The sequence below is a fragment of the Antribacter sp. NEAU-D49 genome (genome assembly GCF_057158775.1).
The window spans coordinates 1-17,424 of record NZ_JBXTSN010000029.1 but is presented as its reverse complement, the minus strand read 5'-3'; the positions used below and the strand labels follow the sequence as shown (position 1 = coordinate 17,424).

Genomic DNA, 17,424 nt, shown 5'->3' with positions numbered 1-17,424 from the left:
GTTTTTCTCCCCGGAGTGGCGCGCGCCGCGCGTGTCGCCCAGCCCCCTCCCCAAGCCGTGTGGGTATGGCTGTGGCGACAATTCTCGCTGGAATTGTCGCCACAGCCATACCCACACGGCTTCGGGACGGGGTCAGCCCTGGTTCAGCAGGTCCCGCAGCCAGTCCGGGATGTTGTCCGGGAGCGTGGAGTCGCTGCCCTGCGAGCCGCCCCCCTGGTCGGAACCCTGGTCCGACCCCTGGTCGGTGCCCGGGTCCTGCTCCGGCTGCTCGGTCACGGGCGCGTCCTCGCGGACCGCGAGCGTGACCTCGACCTGCTGGGCCTCGCCCCCGCGCACGAGCGTGATGGTCACGGTGTCGCCGGCCGAGCGCTCGCGGACGAACGCGGTGAGCGACTCCGCCCCGTTCACGGCGTCCTCGTCGATCGCGACGATCACGTCGCCGGCCTGGATGCCTGCGGCCTGCGCGGGCGAGTCGGCACTGACCTCCTCGACCTGGGCGCCGCGGCGCGTGACGTCGTCGGCGGTCGCGGTGCCGTCGCTCATGGAGACGCCGAGGAACGCGTGCTCGGCGGTGCCGTCCTCGACGAGCTGGTCGCCGATGGTGCGCGCCAGGTTCACGGGGATGGCGAAGCCGAGGCCGATCGAGCCGCCCTGCCCGCCAAGGCCGCTCGACAGCGTCGCGATCGACGACGTGATGCCGATGACCTGGCCCGACGCGTTGAACAGCGGTCCGCCGGAGTTACCCGGGTTGACCGCGGCGTCGATCTGGATCGCGTTGGTCACCACCTGGTCGCCGCCGCCCTCGCCGCTCGCGGTCACCGGCCGGTCGAGCGCGGAGACGATGCCCGTGGTCGCCGTGTTCGCGAGGCCCAGCGGGTTGCCGACGGCGAGGACCGGCTCGCCCACCTCCACAGCGTCCGAGTCGCCGAACGAGGCGGCCTGGAGGTCGTCCGGCGCGTCCTGCAGCTGCACCACCGCCAGGTCGGTCGTGGGGTCGGTGCCCACGATCTCCGCCTCGAACACGCGACCGTCGAACAGGGTCACCTGGACGGTGCCGTTCGCGCCGGGGGCCACCACGTGGTTGTTCGTCAGGATCCGGCCGTCGGCGTCGAGGATCACGCCCGAGCCCACCGACCCGCCGCCCTGGCTCGCCACCTGGATCGCCACCACCGAGGGCGCCACCGCCGCCGTGACCTTCGGCCAGTCCGGGTTGGTCACGTCCGAGCTCGACACGGGGGCGCTGTCGGTCTCGCGCGTGCCGACCGCCGCGAGCGAGGCGCCCGCCGAGCCGTCGTCGGTCGCCGTGAGGATCCCGGCCGTGCCCGCGCTCGCGAGCAGCGCGGCCACCGCCGCGACGCTCACCAGCGGGACCCAGCCCCGCCGCTTGCGGGTCGGGGTCCCGCCCTCGGGCTCGTTCGGCGCCAGCGAGTACGGGTTGGCGTAGGTGGCCGACGCCGGACGGGTCGCCCCGGCAGCGCCCGCCGCCCCCTGCACAGGGTTCGCGGGCAGCGGCGGCTGCACCGTCTGCACGTGCTGTGCGGGCGGGCCGGCGGGCGCGTCCGCGGGGGCGGGCGCGGCCGCCGGCGCGGGCGTGCGCGGGAGCTGCTGCGTGACCTGAGCGTCCCGCACGTCCTGCGGGTTCTCAGGCTGAGCCGCCGGCTGCTCGGGCCGGGGCGTCTCGGGGTTCTGCTCGGTGCTGTTCACGGTGACCCTCCTCGGTGTCTGAGAACAGTGGACACCCTCGGCCTGACGCCATCCTTGAACGAACCTGAGAGTTCACTGCAAGCCTATGCCTCTCGCTGTGCAATGACCGGACGAACTCACTGTCTCGGCAGAGTACGAGGGCCGAGAGAGTGCCTCTGTCCGACGGAGTCACTGTGTCGGCAGGGTGGCCCTGACCGCCTCGGACACCCGCGCAGCCAGGTCGTGCGCGCGCGCCAGCCGGTCCGACCGCGGGACGCGCACCTCCAGCACCTGGATCCCCGGACCGGGCTCCGCGAGGGCGACCCGCAGACCGTCCACGTCCTTGACGAGCTGGTGCTCCACGCCGTAGCCCGCGCAGAGCCGGCCGAGGTCGGCGCCGTGCGGGGTGCCGAATACGCGCTCGAACGTCGCCGCCCCGGCGGGGGACGCCTCCGCCAGCGCCCCGTGCTCGAGGGTCGCGAAGATGGAGCCGCCGTCGTCGTTCACGACCACGACCTGCAGGTCCACCGCCGGCTCGCCGGGTCCGCGGAGGAGGCCGCCCGCGTCGTGCAGGAACGTGAGGTCGCCCAGGAGGGCCCGCGTGCGGCGACCCTGGCGGGCTACCGCGAGCGCCACGCCGACGGCGGTCGACACCGTCCCGTCGATCCCGGCCAGCCCGCGGTTCGCGAGCACGGTGGGCAGGGCGGGTTCGTCCCGCCTCGCGCCGAGGCCGAGGACCAGGTCCAGGTCGCGGACGGGGTTGGACGACCCAACCACGAGGACGTCGTCGGCCCGGAGGGCGGCTGCCACGGCGCGTGCCACGGCGAGCGCCTCGGGCTCGCCCGCGCGGTGCTGCCCGGTCGCCTCGGTGAGCAAGCCCTCGGCGGCCCGCCCGGCGGCCTGCCACCGCTGGAGGAACCCCGGGTCGCGAGCGGCTGCGGCACCCGCGAACCAGTCCGGCGCCAGGCCAGGCACCACGAGGGTGGCGTTCCGGGCGGCGTCGGGCCAGGGCGCACCACCTGGCGCGACGACGGTCACCGCCACCCCCAGCCGCCCGAGCAACCGCTGCACGGGGCGGGACAGCGTGGGCCGTCCGAGCACGACGACCTGCTCGATCTCGCTCGCGAGCTCCTCCACCCCGAGCACCAGCCGGTACGCGGCCACGGCGTTGGGCCCGCCCCGCGACCCCGACGACGGCTCCGCCAGCAGCGGCCAGCCCTGCGCCTCGGCCAGCCGCCGGGCTCCGGGACCCGCGCCGTCGCCGGCCACCACGACGGTCCGCGCCGGGTCGCCGGGAAGGGCAGGACCGGCGGTGTGCCGCACCTCGGACGGGGCGACGACGACCCGCCGGGCGTCGGCGGACGGCCGGACCGTGTCACCCGAGGTGAGTCCCGCCGAGGCGACGTCGGCGCCGGGGCCGGCCGGGCCGACGTCGGGCAGCGGCGGCTGGAGCGGGTCGCGGAAGGCGAGGTTCAGGTGCACCGGGCCGGGGAACCCGGTCCGCGAGCCGAGGGCCGCGGCGACGGCGCGCGCCGCCACCATGGACAGGTCGCGGGTCTCGCCGGGGCGGCCGTCGGGCGCGGGGACGTCGACGGCGAACCGGACCGCCCCGCCGAAGATGCCCACCTGGTCGGTGGTCTGCGACGCGCCGGTACCGCGGAGCTCGTGCGGGCGGTCCGCCGTGAGCAGCACCAGCGGCACCCCGGTGTGGTGCGCCTCGAGCACGGCGGGGTGCAGGTTCGCGACCGCGGTGCCGGAGGTCGTCACGACGGCCACGGGGCGGGGAGCATCGGGTGTCGTAGCGCCGCCAGGTGTCGCCGCGCCGTCCGGTCCGAGGCCCGAGCCCCGGGACAGGCCCAGCGCGAGGAAGCCTGCTGTGCGCTCGTCAACGCGGACGTGGAGGGTCAGATCCCCGGCGTCGGCCGCCGCGGCCAGCGCGTACGCGAGGGGGGCGGAGCGCGAACCTGGGGCGAGGACGACGTCGTGCACCCCGAGGGCGACGAGGTCGGCGACGAGGGCCCGGGCGGCCGCGACGGACGGCGGAAGCCCGCTCACCGGGCACCGTCCAGGACCGCGACGAGCCGGTGGTACCGGGCGAGCCAGGCGTCGCGCACCTCCGGCGGGGCGGGTGCTGCGGCGAGCACCTCCGGGTCGGGCGCGACGGGCCGCACGGGCAGCGCGCCGTCGACGGGGAGGAGCGGGGCCCCGGTGACGTCCCGCTGGAGCAGCTGGGACGTGGCGAGGCCGCAGGCGTACGGGAGCTCAGGGAGAGCCGCCGCGAGCGCCACCCCGGCCGCGAGACCGACCGACGACTCGAGCGCCGACGACACCACCACGGGCAGCCCGAGCTGCTCGTACAGGTCGAGGCAGGCGCGGACGCCGCCGAGGGGCTGGACCTTGAGCACCACGATGTCGGCGGCCTCCTCGCGGAGCACGCGCAGCGGGTCCTCGGCCCGGCGGATCGACTCGTCCGCGGCGATGAGCACGGCCTGCTTGCGCCGGAGGAACGCGAGGTCCTCGACGGCGGCGCACGGCTGCTCGGCGTACTCCAGGCCGCCGGCGGCGCGGTCGAGGACGGGCAGCCGGTCGAGAGCCTCGTCGAGGGTCCAGCCGCCGTTGGCGTCGACCCGGATCGCACCGTGGGGTCCGAGCGCCTCCCGGACGGCTTCGAGCCGCGCGGCCTCGGCGGCCACCGGCTCGGGCTCGCCGGAGGGCGACCGCTGCGCCACCTTCACCTTGGCGGTGCGGCACCCGCCGGACGCCAGCACGATCTCCCGAGCCTGGTCGGGGCCCACGGCGGGGACCGTGACGTTGACCGGCACCGTGTCGCGCACAGGGGCGGGCCAGCCGAGCGTGGCGGCCTCCCGGGTGGCGCGGAGCCAGGTGGCGGACTCGACGTCGTCGTAGTCCCAGAACGGGGACAGCTCGCCCCAGCCGGCGTCACCGCGCACGAGGAGCCCGTCGCGCACGTCGATCCCGCGGAACCGGGTGCGCAGCGGTGTGGACCAGACGACGGGATCACCCAGGAGAGGCACCCCTCCAGGCTAACCGCGGCGGGGCGGCCGTCCGCACGGTGACCGACGCCGCGCCCGCCATGCCCGCCACGGTCCACACGTGGCGGATCTCGCCCGCGACGGGGTGCAGGGCGTCGCGGTAGAGCGGCGTCGGGTCCCACCAAGTAGACGCGCTCATGCCGGGAACCCTATCGACACAACCCTCCTGACCTGGCTACTTGCATAAACTGAACGCTAGCTTGCAGTTTATGCACGTTGGACCTTCCCCCCGCCCAGCGGCATCCGACCGCACAACTAGGCTGGTCCGCGTGAGCACGAGCACCGCACTCCCCCGCAAGGTCTCCGAGACGTTCGACCCGTCCCTCTGGCGAGACGTCACCGGGTTCGAGGACCTGACGGACATCACGTACCACCGCGGGGTGGACCGCAGCGGGCCGGAGCCCCGTGACCTACCGGTGGTCCGCGTCGCGTTCGACCGGCCGGACGTCCGCAACGCGTTCCGCCCGCACAGCGTGGACGAGCTCTACCGGGTGCTGGACCACGCCCGCATGACGAGCGACGTCGGCACGGTGCTGATCACGGGCAACGGGCCGTCGTCGAAGGACGGCGGCTGGGCGTTCTGCAGCGGCGGCGACCAGCGGATCCGCGGCCGGGACGGGTACCGGTACGCGGAGACCGAGACGGCGGACAGCATCGACCCCGCCCGCGCGGGCCGCCTCCACATCCTGGAGGTGCAGCGCCTGATCCGCACCATGCCCAAGATCGTCATCGCCGTGGTGGACGGCTGGGCCGCGGGCGGCGGACACTCGCTCCACGTCGTGGCCGACCTGTCGATCGCGTGCCGCGAGCACGGGAAGTTCAAGCAGACCGACGCGAACGTGGGGTCGTTCGACGCCGGCTACGGCTCGGCGTACTTCGCCCGGCAGGTGGGTCAGAAGCGCGCCCGCGAGGTGTTCTTCCTCGCCCGTGAGTACTCCGCCGACGACGCCGAGCGCTGGGGCGCGGTCAACGAGGTCGCGGAGCACGCGGACGTGGAGTCGCTCGCGCTCGAGTACGCGCGGACCATCGCGACCAAGTCACCGCAGGCCGTCCGCATGCTCAAGTTCGCCTTCAACCTGGCCGACGACGGCATCGCGGGCCAGCAGGTCTTCGCCGGCGAGGCCACGCGGCTCGCGTACATGACGGACGAGGCGGTGGAGGGGCGCGACGCCTTCCTGGAGCGCCGCGACCCGGACTGGTCGGGCTTCCCGTACTACTACTGAGGCGCGCGGAACCGCAGCCCGGCTCCGCTCAGGAGACCGCCCACGCCCCGGTGCCCACCGGCACCAGCTCGACCCACGTGATGCCCGGCTCCAGCTTGACCGGCGTCCCGTCCGCGAGGGTGAGGACCACCGGCGCGTCGAGCGCCGCCTTGGACCACTTCACGGGAACCGACTTGCCGGCGGAGGCGACGACGCCGTCGCCGGACCCCACGAGCTGCGTCTCGGGTACGGGCGCACCGGACGGGTCCCGGAACGGCGTGTTCACCACCTGCACCGACAGCAGCACCACGTTGGCGGCGGAGTGCCGTGCGCCCGACGTCGAGACCGACGCACGGGCCCCCTCGCTCCGCAGGTAGCTGCCGCCGTCCCAGTCCCACAGCGACTGCTGCGCCCGGGACATCGCGACGTCGAGCCTGACCGCCGGTGTGCCGACGGTGGCCGCGGTGCTCTTGCCCGCCGCGCGCGCATAGACGAACTGCGCCGGCGGGGGCACGGCGCGGTTGCCGTCGGCCTGGGCCCAGAACGCCGACGGGTCGCCGACGACGTTGTGGGGTGCGCGCCGGCTCCGGTCGCGGCGGAAGCCGGCGTCGTTCGCGTCCATGATCACGGACTGGATACCGGCGGCGCCCACGGCGTCGATGAAGGGCCGCTGGGCGCCCGAGTACGCGAGGATGCCGCGCATGGGGGCCACGATCGCCGGGTCCATGGGCCGGACCGACCGGACCGGCTCCACCGCTTCCGGGACCTGAGAGTGGTACACGGCGACGAAGCGCGTGATGCCGCCCTCCACCACCTCCTCCCAGACGATGTCGGCCTGCTCCAGGCCCGTCTGGGGGCGCGACTCCGCCGAGTTCTCGATCTTGATCGCCAGGGCGGGCCGTGCCGCCACCTCGGCGGTCGGCACACCGGTCAGCGGCCAGACGACCGGCACCACGGGCTGGGGCGGCGCGCCCCTGGCGCTGACGACCTCGGCCGGCACGGTGACGGTCGGCGCTGCCTGGGGCTCCTCCTCCTGCCCGGAGGTGCAGCCGACGGAGACCAGGGACAGGACCACCCCGAGCGCGACAGCGGTACCCCGTCGAGCGCCAGCCGTGGACCCCCGGCGCGGAGCCCCGCTGCGGGCGGTGGGTCGCCGCCCAGCGGCACCCCTCTTGACCATGCCTGATGTCCCCTGTCGGTCGTCGTGAACGCGGCCACACTACATCGCCCGGATACCCTGACCTGGTGACACCGGACCTGGCCGAGACAGTGTCCGCGGTGCGGGCGGCGCTCGCAGGCGGCCCGGCGTTCGCCCCGCAGCCTCGGCTGCACCGCGGGCCGGTCCCCGACGGCACCGCTCTGGTGCTCCGCACCTCCGGCTCGACCGGCACCCCCCGCGAGGTGGCGCTGACCGCGTCAGCCCTGCGTGCCTCCGCCGCGGCGACGCACGAGCGCCTCGGCGGGCCCGGCCGCTGGCTCCTGGCGCTGCCTCCCACGCACGTGGCGGGCGTCCAGGTCGTGACGCGGACGGTCGTGGCGGGCACAGAGCTCGCCGCCGTGCCGGACAGTCCCTTCACCGCCGACGGCTTCGCCCACCACGCGGGCGCTCTCCTCCGCGGTGACGGCCCCGCCTACGTCTCGCTGGTGCCCACCCAGCTCCACCGCCTCGTCGACGCCGCCGACGCGGGCGCCACCGCGGGGCTCGCCGCCCTCGCCCGGTTCGACGGGGTGCTGGTCGGCGGCGCGGCGACGCCGGTCCCGCTGCTGGCGCGCGCCCGAGCGGCGGGCGTCCGCGTCGTGACGACGTACGGCATGTCCGAGACCAGCGGGGGCTGCGTCTACGACGGCGTCCCGCTCGCCGGGGTCGCCGTCCGGGTCACCGACGGGCTCGTCGAGATCTCCGGCCCGGTGCTGGCCGCCGGCTATGTCGGGGACGACGACGCCACCGCCGCCTCCTTCCGCGCCGACCCCGACGGCACCCGCTGGTTCCGTACCTCCGACCTGGGCTCGCTCGACACCTCGGGCCGGCTCACGATCCTCGGCCGGGCCGACGACGTCGTGGTCACCGGCGGCGTCAACGTCGCCCCGGCCGCGGTCGAGCAGGTGATCTCGGAACTGTTCGCCGCCCGGCCCCGCCTCCTGGCCGGCGCAGGGAGCACGCCGGGAGCCGGCGGCGAGGTCTGCGTCGTGGGCGTCCCGGACGACGAGTGGGGGCAGGCAGTCGTGGCCGTCGTGTCGTCCGGCGTCGGCCCGCTGCGGACCGCGCCTGGCGAGGTGACCGCGCAGGTCCGGGCGGCCGTCGCCGCCCGGCTGGGCCGGGCGGCCGCCCCGCGGGAGGTCTACCTGACGGACGGCCTGCCCGTCCGGGGGCCCGGCAAGGTGGACCGGCGCGCCGTGACGGAGTTTGTCGCCGCCCTCCGGTGAGGCGCGCATTCGGTGGCAGGGGCGGCCGCGACGTACCGTGACGTGGGCGCCCCGCCGGAACTCCGCAGGGGCGCCGGCGCGTTGGGCAGCATGGAACCTCAGGACAAGGAGCAGGTAGATGGCGACAGCCGCCGAGTGGATCTCCGGGGCACGGCCCCGCACGCTGCCGGCGGCGGCTGCGCCCGTGATGGTCGGCACGGGGGCCGCGGCCCAGGTGGGGGAGGCGGCCCTGCTGCCCGCGCTCCTGGCGCTCGGCGTCGCCCTCGCCCTGCAGGTGGGGGTGAACTACGCCAACGACTACTCGGACGGCGTGCGCGGCACCGACCTCGACCGGGTAGGACCCATGCGGCTCACCGCCTCCGGCGCGGCCGCGCCGCGTCAGGTCCGGAACGCAGCGTTCGCGGCGTTCGGCGTCGCGGGCGTGCTGGGGTTCGCGCTGTGCGCGATCACCGGGCACTGGTGGCTGCTGGCCGTCGGCGCGGTCTGCGTGGCCGCCGCCTGGTTCTACACGGGCGGGCGGCGCCCGTACGGCTACCTGGGCCTGGGCGAGGTCGGGGTGTTCGTCTTCTTCGGCCTCGTGGCCGTGCTGGGCACCACGTACACGCAGGCGGACCGCGTGACGTGGCCGTCGGTGCTGGGCGCCGTCGGCGTGGGCCTCATCGCCTGCGCGCTGCTCATGGTCAACAACCTGCGCGACATCCCCACCGACGTCCTCGCCGGCAAGCGCACGCTCGCCGTCCGGCTCGGCGACTTCCGCGCCCGGCGGGCCTACGCGGTGCTGCTCTGGGTCCCCGTGCTGCTGGGGACGGCGTGCGCGTTCTGGGCGCCGTGGTCGTTCGCGGTGGTGCTCCTGGTAGGCCCCGCCGCGCTCCTGTCACTCCCCGTGCTGGCCGGCGCGCGCGGTCGCCTGCTGGTCCCCGTCCTCGCCGGGACCGGGCTGTTCGAGCTGGGTTACGGCGTGCTGCTGGGCATGGGCCTGTCGCTCTGACCCCTGCCGAGACAGTCAGCTCGTCCGGCGGTCGTCGCCCTCGAGGCGCGCGTCCACCGCGGCGTCCTCCACGTCGGCGTCGTCCACGGCCTCGCGGGTGAAGCCGCGCGCGGTGGGGTCCCCGGCGGCCGCCCGGCCCGACCGCTCCGCCAGCCACCGCGCCGACGCGTCCCGAGGCCCGCGCAGGAGCAGGTAGGAGAGGGCGAACGCAAGGATCGCCGCGACCAGCACGAGCAGCCAGTCCCGCAGGCCCACCCAGTAGAGGGCGAGCGCGAGGACGGCGAACAGACCGACCCGGAGCAGGGAGTAGACGAGGAGAGGCACCCCTCCAGGGTAGGCGCTCCACGGGGGCGGACGGGCGGGCGGCCCCGACGGCCTAGGCTGGGGTCATGCTCCGCGTGGTCCTGACCCTCCTGGTGATCGGCCTCGTCGTCTACGCGCTGGTGGATCTCGCCGGCGCCGAGGAGGACGAGCTCAAGGGACTGCCCAAGTGGTTGTGGGCGATCCTCATCGTGTTCCTGCCGCTCGCAGGCTCGCTGGCCTGGATCGTGGTGCGCGCGTCGAGCAGGGGACGGCGCGTCGCGCCCCGGCAGCCTCGGCCCGGCGCGTCACCCGCCACGCGGCAGGCTCCCGCCCGGCGCTCGAACGCGCCGGTGGCGCCGGACGACGACCCCGAGTTCCTCTGGCGCCTGGAGCAGGAGCGCCGCAAGCGCGAGCGCGAGGCCGGCCAGGTGTCAGGCACCACGGCCGACGACGGCGCCGCGGACCGCCCGGCCGGCGAGCCCGACGGGCCTGCTGGGCCGGCCGGCAACGGCGGCCTCACGGACAAGCCGGACGAGGACGGCGGCACGCCGCAGGCCGGCTGAGCATTCCCCGGCACGGTCCGCTTCCAGAACGTCATGAGGTACCGCCTGCGACCGGCAGGCGATACCTCATGACGTTCTCGGGGCGGACAGCACACCAGCTACGGAGCCCGCAGGGTCAGGACAGGCCCGAGTACGAGTGCTTGCCGTTGAAGATCAGGTTCACTCCGGTGAAGTTGAACAGGACGCAGGCGTAGCCGGCCACCACGAACCAGGCGGCCCGGCGGCCGGACCAGCCGCGCGTGGTGCGAGCGTGCAGGTAGGCCGCGTACACGACCCAGATCACGAAGGACCACACCTCCTTGGGGTCCCAGCCCCAGTACCGGCCCCAGGCGTCCTCGGCCCAGATCGCGCCGCCGATGATGGTGAACGTCCACAGCACGAAGCCGACCGCGTTGAGCCGGAACGACTGCGCCTCGAGCACGCTCGGCGTGGGCGTGCTGTCGAGCCAGCCCCACCGGGCGAGCGCGGGAGACCCGAGGTCGCGCGAGTCGCGGAGCAGCTGCAGCGCCGACACCACGAACGACACGGTGAAGATGCCGGTGGCGGCGATCGCGACCCCCACGTGGATCACGAGCCAGTACTTCTGGAGCGCCGGCTGCACGCCCATCGCGTCGACGTAGAACGCGTTGAGGCCGAGCACCAGGAAGAGCGCGCCGAGGCCGGTCACGAACGCCCCCAGGAACCGGGCGTCGCGGCGCAGGTTCACGCCGAGGAACACGGCCAGCGCCACGAACGTGCCCACGAGCGTGAACTCGTACATGTTGGCCCACGGCGTGCGGCCCGCGGCGATACCACGGAGCACGATCGCGGCGAGGAGCAGCACGGCCGCCAGCCACGAGACGGACATCCCGATCCCGGCGGCCTTGCGCGAGACGACGGCGGGGGCGCCGTCGTCATCGGGCCCTTCGCCCGAGGGCCTGTCCGCGGGCCCGTCCGACGCGTCGTCGGCGGGGCCGTAGGCGGCCCCGACGCGGGCCGTGGCACGCGCCCCGGCACCGGCACGTGCGCCGTCGCGCGCGACGACCTTGGCCCCGGAGAGCCGCGCGAGGTCGGTCGCGAACGCGGCGAGCGCGACGGCGAGCGCCGTCGCGGCAGCCCAGACGAGCAGGGCGCTCAGCTCGGCGATCTGCATGGTCAGCCTTCCGTACGAGGGGTGGTCGTGGGACGGGTGGAGCCTGGTACCGCGTCGAGCGCCCGCTCGACCTCGCCGTCCAGGCCGGCGTCGTCCCCGCGGGCGAGGCCCGCGACCTCGACCACCGTAGCGCCGCCGGAGACCTGGGCACGCGCCCAGACCCGGCGACGCGGCGTGAAGAGCGACACGGTCAGGCCGCCGAGCGCGGCGAGCGCGAAGACGAGCACGAAGGCGAGGGACGGGTCGTGGCGCAGGTCGAGCGCGACGTACCGGGGGATGTCGGCGCCGAGGCTCACGGTGCCGAGGCCGTCGGGCAGCTCGACCGTCTGTCCCGGCCGGAGCAGCACCTTGACGCGCTCCCCCGTGGCCTCGACAGACGGTGTGAGCGTGGCGGTGTCGAGCCGGTAGACGTTCTGCGGCACGCCCTCGTCCAGCCCGAGGTCACCGCGGTAGACCTCGAGGATCAGCAGCGGGTCGGTCGGCAGCGGGAACCCGGACCGTGCCGACCCGTCGGCCTCGACGATCGCCGTCGGGAGGAAGTAGCCCACGAGGCCGATCTGCTCCAGCCCGGGTGACACGTCGGGCACCTTGACGACGCCGCGCGACGTGTAGTTGACGTCCTCCGGCAGGAAGGGGACGCGCTGCGAGAACGCGACCTGGCCGGCGGCGTCGGTCACCGTGAGCTCGGGCGCGAAGCCGTTGCCCTGGAGGTAGATCTTGGCGCCGTCGACCACGAGCGGGTGGTTCACCTTGACAGTCTCGGGCCGGGTGGCGCCCGAGGGCTCCGTGATGGTGACGTGCGCCGTGAAGTCGCGGGCCTGCCCGAACGCCGCCACGTCGCTCGTCTCGAACTCCGAGTCGAACGAGTCGAGGGTCATCGCGAACGGCGAGAGCGACGACGGCTCGAACCACGACCCGTTCTCGAACGTGTCGTAGTCCACGACGGCGTTGGCGAAGCCGCGCCCTTCCGTGACGATCGCCTGGCCCCGGTAGTGCAGCATCTGCCCGGTCGCCACGGACACGAGCAGGCCCACGAGGGCCAGGTGGAACACGAGGTTGCCGGTCTCGCGCAGGTAGCCGCGCTCCGCGCTGAGCTCGTGCCCGCGCACGTCCACGCGGAAGGTCGGCAGCCAGGGGCGGCCCCGCAGGTGGGCCGCGACGGCGGCCACGGCCTCGTCGGGGCTGGCGTCGGTGGTGACGGTCCCGGTTGCCGGGAAGCGCGAGAACCGCGCCGGCACGCGCGGCGGCCGGCCGCGCAGGTTGCGCCAGTGCGCCGCCGACCGCGGCAGGATGCAGCCCACCAGCGACACGAACAGCAACAGGTAGATCGCCGAGAACCACGGCGAGGTGTACACCTCGAAGAACCCGAACCGGTCGAGCCACTCGCCCGCGGTGGGGTGGTCGGCCAGGTAGGTGAGCACCGCTGCGGCGTCCTGGTTGCGCTGCGGCAGCACCGAGCCGGGCACCGCCGCGACGGCCAGCAGCATGAGCAGCATGAGCGCCACGCGCATCGAGGTGAGCTGGCGCCACGTCCAGCGCAGCGTCCCGGCCCAGCCGAGCCGCGGCAGCCCGGCGTCGGGCCCGCCCTGGCTGCCCGACGCCGGTCGGTCGCCCCGGGCGGCGGCGTCACCCTCGCGGGGCTCGCCCTCGGCCTGCTCGCCCTCGGCGAAGGCGTCCGAGATCCCCTCGGGCACGTAGGCGCCGTCGGCCCGCCCCGAGGCGTCGGTCTCCGGGGCCACGGCTGCGGCCGGGTCTGTCTCACGCATCAGAGCACCGTCTCGAATCCGCTGATCCAGCCCTGCATCAGGCCCGTCACGTGACCCCACAGCCCCGTCACGAGCGCGAGACCCACGAGCACGAGGAGGGACCCGCCGAGCCGCATCACCGCGAGGCGGTGACGGCGCAGGAAACCCATCATGCGCTGCGAGCTCTGCAGCCCGAGGGCCACGAGCAGGAACGGCACGCCGAGCCCCACGCAGTAGGCGACGCCGAGGATCGCGCCCCGCCCCGCCGACGCCTCGTCGAGCGCGAGGGCCTGGACGGCGCCCAGCGTCGGCCCGATGCAGGGCGTCCACCCGAGCCCGAACACGACCCCGAGGAGCGGCGCGCCCCACAGGCCGGCGCGCGGGTTCACGTGAAACCGCGCCTCCCGCTGCAGGAACGGGACGGCGCCGAGGAAGCCGAGGCCGAGCAGCACCACGACGACCCCGAGCACGCGGGTCAGGACGTCCTCCCAGCGGACCAGGTACACGCCCACCGCGCCCGCCGCCGCCATGAGCGACACGAAGACGACGGTGAAGCCCAGCACGAACAGCCCCACGCCGAGGACCACCCGGCCGCGGCCCGGCGCGACCCGCGCACCGGCGACCCGACCGCCCGAGGCGCGTTCCGCCGCCCCCACCCCACGGTTCGGCCCCCCGGCGCCCCCCGCCGTGGCCGCGGCCAGGCCGCTCACGTAGCCCACGTACCCCGGCACCAGCGGGAGCACGCAGGGGGACGCGAAGGAGACCAGGCCGGCGAGCAGCGCGACCGGGACAGCGAGGAGCAGGGAGCCGCTGAACGCGGTGGTGGCGAAGCCCTCGCCCACGGACGCGGCCCCGACGAGGGCGGGGACCATCACGCGGCCTCCGCGAGGAGGTCCTCGAGGAGGCTCTCCAGGGTGGACCGGTCGACCTGGCCGATGACCCGGGCGGCGACCATGCCCTCCGCGTCCAGCAGCACGGTGGACGGGACCGCCTGCAGCGGCACGACGCCGGACAGACCCGCGCGGACCGTCGCCGACCGGTCGTCGATGCTCGGGTACGGCACCTCGAAGGTGCGCTCGAAGGCCTGCGCGGTGGGCGCCTCGTCCTCCGTGTTGATCCCGACGAACTTCACGCCGTCAGGCGCGAACGTGGTGGCGAGCTCGGCCAGGTCGGGCGCCTCGGCCCGGCAGGGCGGGCAGCCCGCGTACCAGGTGTTGACCACGACGACGTCGCCGGCCCAGTCGGCCACGTCGACGGCGTTGCCCGCGAAGTCCGTGCCGGCCACGGTCACGGGGCCCTTGCGCTCGCCCGGTTCCCAGGTCTGCACCGACCCGTCGCCCGAGACGTACCCCTGGCCCACCGCGTCGGTGGCGGCACCGGAGTCGCTCGTGCACGCGGCGAGCGTGGTCGCCATCGCCAGGACCGCACCCGCGGCGAGGACCCGCCGGAGCCTGTGGATCGCCGCCACCGTCACGCCCCGGGGACGGGGCTGGCGCCCGGGAGCAGGTCGGCGACGGGCTCGCTGTAGTGCAGCCGCACGAACCGGTCATCCTCGAAGGTGAGGGACGTCAGCGAGGCGAGGGTGCACTGGCGGTTGCGCGGGTCGTGCCACAGGCGGCGGCCCTCGAAGCTGGACCGGGTGAGCCAGACGGGCAGCTGGTGGCTGACGAGCACGATCTCGTGCCCCTCGACCGCGCGGCGTGCGTCCTCCACGGCGGCGCGCATGCGCGCGACCTGCTCCGTGTACGGCTCGCCCCACGACGGGAGGAACGGGTTCCACACGTGCCGCCAGTGGCGCGGGTGCTTGAGCGACCCCTCGCCCACGCCGAAGGTGAGACCCTCGAAGTGGTTCTGCGCCTCGATCAGGCGGTCGTCGGTGGCGAGCTCCAGGCCCAGCGCCTCGACGAGCGGCGCGGCCGTCTCCTGCGCCCGCTGCAGCGGCGAGGCGACCACGCGCACGATGTCGCGATCCTGGTCCACCAGGTGCTTCGCCACCCGGCGGGCCATCTCGTGGCCCAGCTCGGAGAGCCCGTAACCGGGCAGACGACCGTAGAGCACGCCCTGGGGGTTGAAGACCTCGCCGTGCCGGAGCAGATGGACCGTGGTGGAGACCATGGCCCCCAGTCTCCCATCCGGGAGGGAGTGGTGCGTGCGCCCGGAAACGGCGGCAGGACGGTGATTACGTCACATCGCGCCGGATCGCCGAGGCCCGCCTACTGTCGCAAGCGGGGGTGGCCCCGCACCGCGGACGCCCACACCCGTCCCACTGCCGGTCTGCAAGGAGACACCCATGGCCAAGTCCACGTCCGGCGTCCCCACGGGCGCCCCCACCACAGGGACCGCCCCGTCGGTCCCGAGCCCCACGACGGCCGGCCGCCTGGCGGCCGAGGTGCTGGGCACGTTCCTGCTCGTCCTCGGCGGCGTGGGGACCGCGGTGTTCGCCGCGAACTTCCCCGACGCCGAGTCCAACACCCTCGGGGTGGGCTTCCTGGGGGTCTCGCTCGCGTTCGGCCTGACGGTGCTGGTGGGCGCGTACGCGTTCGGACCGGTCTCCGGCGGGCACTTCAACCCGGCGGTGACCCTCGGCCTCGCGGCCGCGGGGCGGTTCGCCTGGCGTGACGTGCCGGGCTACATCGTGGCGCAGCTCGTCGGCGGTGTGATCGGCTCCAGCGTGATCGCGGCGATCGCCGCGGGCGGCGAGGGCGACTTCTTCACGGCGGCGCGCGAGGGCGGGTTCGCCTCGAACGGGTTCGGAGAGCACTCGCCCGGCGGTTTCGGCCTCGGGGCGGCGATCCTCACCGAGGTGGTGCTGACGGCCGTGTTCCTGCTCGTCATCCTCGGCACCACCGCGCGGGTCGCGGCGCCGGGCCTCGCGCCGCTGGCCATCGGCCTCTCGCTCACGCTCATCCACCTGATCTCGATCCCGGTGACCAACACGTCCGTGAACCCCGCCCGGTCGCTCGCCGCGGCGATCTGGGGCGGCGGCGACGCGCTCGCCCAGCTGTGGGTCTTCCTCGTGTTCCCGGTGGTGGGCGGCCTGATCGCGGGGTTCCTCTACCGGCCGCTCTTCGGGCGCTCCATGACGGACTGAGGCGGTCGTGGCCCCGGCCCCCGGCACCCGGAGGGGCGTACCGTCAGCAGGCGGTGCGCCCCTTCGGGCCGCCGTTCGCGGCGGTGGCCGCACGCCCCGCGGCGGCCACCTTCGCCATGGCGCGGCCCAGCGCCTCGAACTCCTCGGGCTCCAGCACGTCGACCATGAGCCGGCGCACCGCCCGCACGTGCCCCGGGGCGGCGTCGACCAGGGCCGCGTAGCCGGCGTCCGTCAGCTGGCAGTTCACCCCACGCCGGTCTCCGGACGCGGCGCAGCGCGAGACGAGCCCGCGCTCCTCCATGCGGGCGACCGTGTGGCTGAGCCGGCTCCGCGACACCACGAGCCCGTCCGCGAGCGCCGACATGCGCAGCGTGCGGTCCGGCTGCTCCGACAGCTTCACCAGAAGCCCGTACTCGCCGAGGCTGAGCGGCAGCTCGGCCTGGTGGATGGACTCGAGGGCCTCGACGAAGCGCGCCGTCCCCTCCAGGTAGTGCCGCCAGATGTCCTGCTGGCTGGCGTCGAGCCAGCGAACCTCGTCCTCGTTCGTCATGCGCCTGATCTGATCCTCCTCGGTCCACCTGGGAATAAGGTACGCGACCCGCTATGTTGAGACCCCGGAAGGTAGTTGAGCCATCAACTACACGACTCGTCCCGAGGGGAACTCCTATGGCTACTCCGCTGCCCGCCGGCCTCACCACCGGTGCTTACGACATCGACGCCTCGCACTCCACCGCGTCCTTCCAGGTCCGCCACGCGGGCATCGCGAAGGTCCGCGGCACCATCGCCATCACCTCCGGCTCCATCGTGGTGGGCGAGGACCTCGAGTCCTCCAGCGTCACCGCCGAGCTCGACGCCGCCTCGGTGAACACGGGCGACGCCAACCGCGACGGCCACCTCAAGAGCGCCGACTTCTGGCACGCCGAGGAGAACCCCGTCTGGTCCTTCACCTCGACCGGCATCGCGGCCGACGGCGACGACTACGTCATCACCGGCGACCTGACGATCAACGGCGTGACGCGCTCCGTCGAGCTCGAGACCGAGTTCGAGGGCACCGCGGTGGACCCGTTCGGCAACTCCCGCGCCGGCTTCTCGGCCGCGCTCGAGATCTCGCGCAAGGACTTCGGCCTCACCTGGAACGCGGCCATCGAGGGTGGCGGCGTCCTGGTGGGCGACAAGGTCAAGATCGCCCTCGACATCTCGGCGATCGCAAAGGGCTGACCCCCCGGCTCCTCGCGGTGGG

General features: G+C 74.6%; 18 protein-coding genes. 6 read left to right on the top strand and 12 right to left on the bottom strand.

The window, feature by feature from the left end; translation table 11 throughout:
- Positions 1-132 precede the first annotated feature (132 nt).
- From AC060K_RS18860 to AC060K_RS18845, 4 genes are all read right to left on the bottom strand, one after another.
- The gene (locus tag AC060K_RS18860) at positions 133-1,704 is read right to left on the bottom strand and encodes a S1C family serine protease (RefSeq protein WP_483766886.1); all 1,572 of its coding nucleotides are present in this window, start codon (positions 1,702-1,704) and stop codon (positions 133-135) included.
- A 168-nt stretch (positions 1,705-1,872) separates the two neighbouring features.
- Positions 1,873-3,738: a 2-succinyl-5-enolpyruvyl-6-hydroxy-3-cyclohexene-1-carboxylic-acid synthase gene (menD, locus tag AC060K_RS18855; RefSeq protein WP_483766885.1), complete on the bottom strand. Its 1,866-nt coding sequence runs from the start codon at positions 3,736-3,738 to the stop codon at positions 1,873-1,875.
- Complete coding sequence (locus AC060K_RS18850) at positions 3,735-4,718, bottom strand: o-succinylbenzoate synthase (RefSeq protein WP_483766884.1); 984 nt, start codon at positions 4,716-4,718, stop codon at positions 3,735-3,737. The genes menD and AC060K_RS18850 overlap by 4 nt, the downstream gene beginning before the upstream one ends.
- Positions 4,702-4,875, bottom strand: coding sequence for a hypothetical protein (locus tag AC060K_RS18845; protein ID WP_483766883.1), 174 nt, complete (start codon positions 4,873-4,875; stop codon positions 4,702-4,704). Before AC060K_RS18845 ends, AC060K_RS18850 begins: the two co-directional genes overlap by 17 nt.
- Before the next feature lie 130 nt (positions 4,876-5,005).
- Here AC060K_RS18845 and AC060K_RS18840 point away from each other — a divergent pair, with 130 nt between their 5' ends.
- Complete coding sequence (locus tag AC060K_RS18840) at positions 5,006-5,959, top strand: 1,4-dihydroxy-2-naphthoyl-CoA synthase (protein WP_483766882.1); 954 nt, start codon at positions 5,006-5,008, stop codon at positions 5,957-5,959.
- 28 nt (positions 5,960-5,987) lie between these two features.
- Here the strand turns inward: AC060K_RS18840 and AC060K_RS18835 are convergent, their stop codons facing one another.
- A complete protein-coding gene (locus AC060K_RS18835) occupies positions 5,988-7,013 on the bottom strand; it encodes a DUF3048 domain-containing protein (RefSeq protein ID WP_483766881.1) in 1,026 nt (341 codons plus the stop codon).
- 170 nt (positions 7,014-7,183) lie between these two features.
- Here AC060K_RS18835 and AC060K_RS18830 point away from each other — a divergent pair, with 170 nt between their 5' ends.
- Positions 7,184-8,362 (top strand): AMP-binding protein, encoded by a 1,179-nt coding sequence (locus AC060K_RS18830; protein WP_483766880.1) that lies wholly within the window; start codon positions 7,184-7,186, stop codon positions 8,360-8,362.
- Between the two features lie 118 nt (positions 8,363-8,480).
- Positions 8,481-9,350 carry a 1,4-dihydroxy-2-naphthoate polyprenyltransferase gene (locus AC060K_RS18825; RefSeq protein WP_483766879.1) on the top strand — a complete coding sequence of 290 codons (870 nt, stop codon included), beginning with the start codon at positions 8,481-8,483 and terminating at the stop codon, positions 9,348-9,350.
- 15 nt (positions 9,351-9,365) lie between these two features.
- Here the strand turns inward: AC060K_RS18825 and AC060K_RS18820 are convergent, their stop codons facing one another.
- Entirely contained in the window at positions 9,366-9,674 is a 309-nt protein-coding gene (locus tag AC060K_RS18820; protein ID WP_483766878.1) for a DUF4229 domain-containing protein, read from the bottom strand.
- 65 nt (positions 9,675-9,739) lie between these two features.
- Here AC060K_RS18820 and AC060K_RS18815 point away from each other — a divergent pair, with 65 nt between their 5' ends.
- Positions 9,740-10,216, top strand: coding sequence for a PLD nuclease N-terminal domain-containing protein (locus tag AC060K_RS18815; protein ID WP_483766877.1), 477 nt, complete (start codon positions 9,740-9,742; stop codon positions 10,214-10,216).
- A 115-nt stretch (positions 10,217-10,331) separates the two neighbouring features.
- On the opposite strand, the gene ccsB is transcribed toward AC060K_RS18815, so the two are convergent.
- From ccsB to AC060K_RS18790, 5 genes are read right to left on the bottom strand one after another with little or no spacing between them, the layout of a single operon-like run.
- A complete protein-coding gene (gene ccsB / locus AC060K_RS18810; RefSeq protein WP_483766876.1) occupies positions 10,332-11,348 on the bottom strand; it encodes a c-type cytochrome biogenesis protein CcsB in 1,017 nt (338 codons plus the stop codon).
- A gap of 2 nt (positions 11,349-11,350) precedes the next feature.
- The gene (gene resB, locus AC060K_RS18805; protein WP_483766875.1) at positions 11,351-13,114 is read right to left on the bottom strand and encodes a cytochrome c biogenesis protein ResB; all 1,764 of its coding nucleotides are present in this window, start codon (positions 13,112-13,114) and stop codon (positions 11,351-11,353) included.
- Positions 13,114-13,965 carry a cytochrome c biogenesis CcdA family protein gene (locus AC060K_RS18800; RefSeq protein WP_483766919.1) on the bottom strand — a complete coding sequence of 284 codons (852 nt, stop codon included), beginning with the start codon at positions 13,963-13,965 and terminating at the stop codon, positions 13,114-13,116. The genes resB and AC060K_RS18800 overlap by 1 nt, the downstream gene beginning before the upstream one ends.
- On the bottom strand, positions 13,965-14,507 hold the full coding sequence (locus AC060K_RS18795) for a TlpA family protein disulfide reductase (RefSeq protein WP_483766918.1): 543 nt from the start codon (positions 14,505-14,507) through the stop codon (positions 13,965-13,967). The genes AC060K_RS18800 and AC060K_RS18795 overlap by 1 nt, the downstream gene beginning before the upstream one ends.
- 56 nt (positions 14,508-14,563) lie before the next feature.
- Positions 14,564-15,208 (bottom strand): histidine phosphatase family protein, encoded by a 645-nt coding sequence (locus AC060K_RS18790; protein WP_483766874.1) that lies wholly within the window; start codon positions 15,206-15,208, stop codon positions 14,564-14,566.
- A 175-nt stretch (positions 15,209-15,383) separates the two neighbouring features.
- On the opposite strand from AC060K_RS18790, the gene aqpZ reads away from it, so the two are divergent.
- On the top strand, positions 15,384-16,184 hold the full coding sequence (gene aqpZ, locus AC060K_RS18785; protein ID WP_483766873.1) for an aquaporin Z: 801 nt from the start codon (positions 15,384-15,386) through the stop codon (positions 16,182-16,184).
- A 43-nt stretch (positions 16,185-16,227) separates the two neighbouring features.
- Here the strand turns inward: aqpZ and AC060K_RS18780 are convergent, their stop codons facing one another.
- On the bottom strand, positions 16,228-16,734 hold the full coding sequence (locus AC060K_RS18780) for a MarR family winged helix-turn-helix transcriptional regulator (RefSeq protein WP_483766872.1): 507 nt from the start codon (positions 16,732-16,734) through the stop codon (positions 16,228-16,230).
- A gap of 116 nt (positions 16,735-16,850) precedes the next feature.
- On the opposite strand from AC060K_RS18780, the gene AC060K_RS18775 reads away from it, so the two are divergent.
- A complete protein-coding gene (locus AC060K_RS18775; protein WP_483766871.1) occupies positions 16,851-17,402 on the top strand; it encodes a YceI family protein in 552 nt (183 codons plus the stop codon).
- Positions 17,403-17,424: the final 22 nt, after the last annotated feature.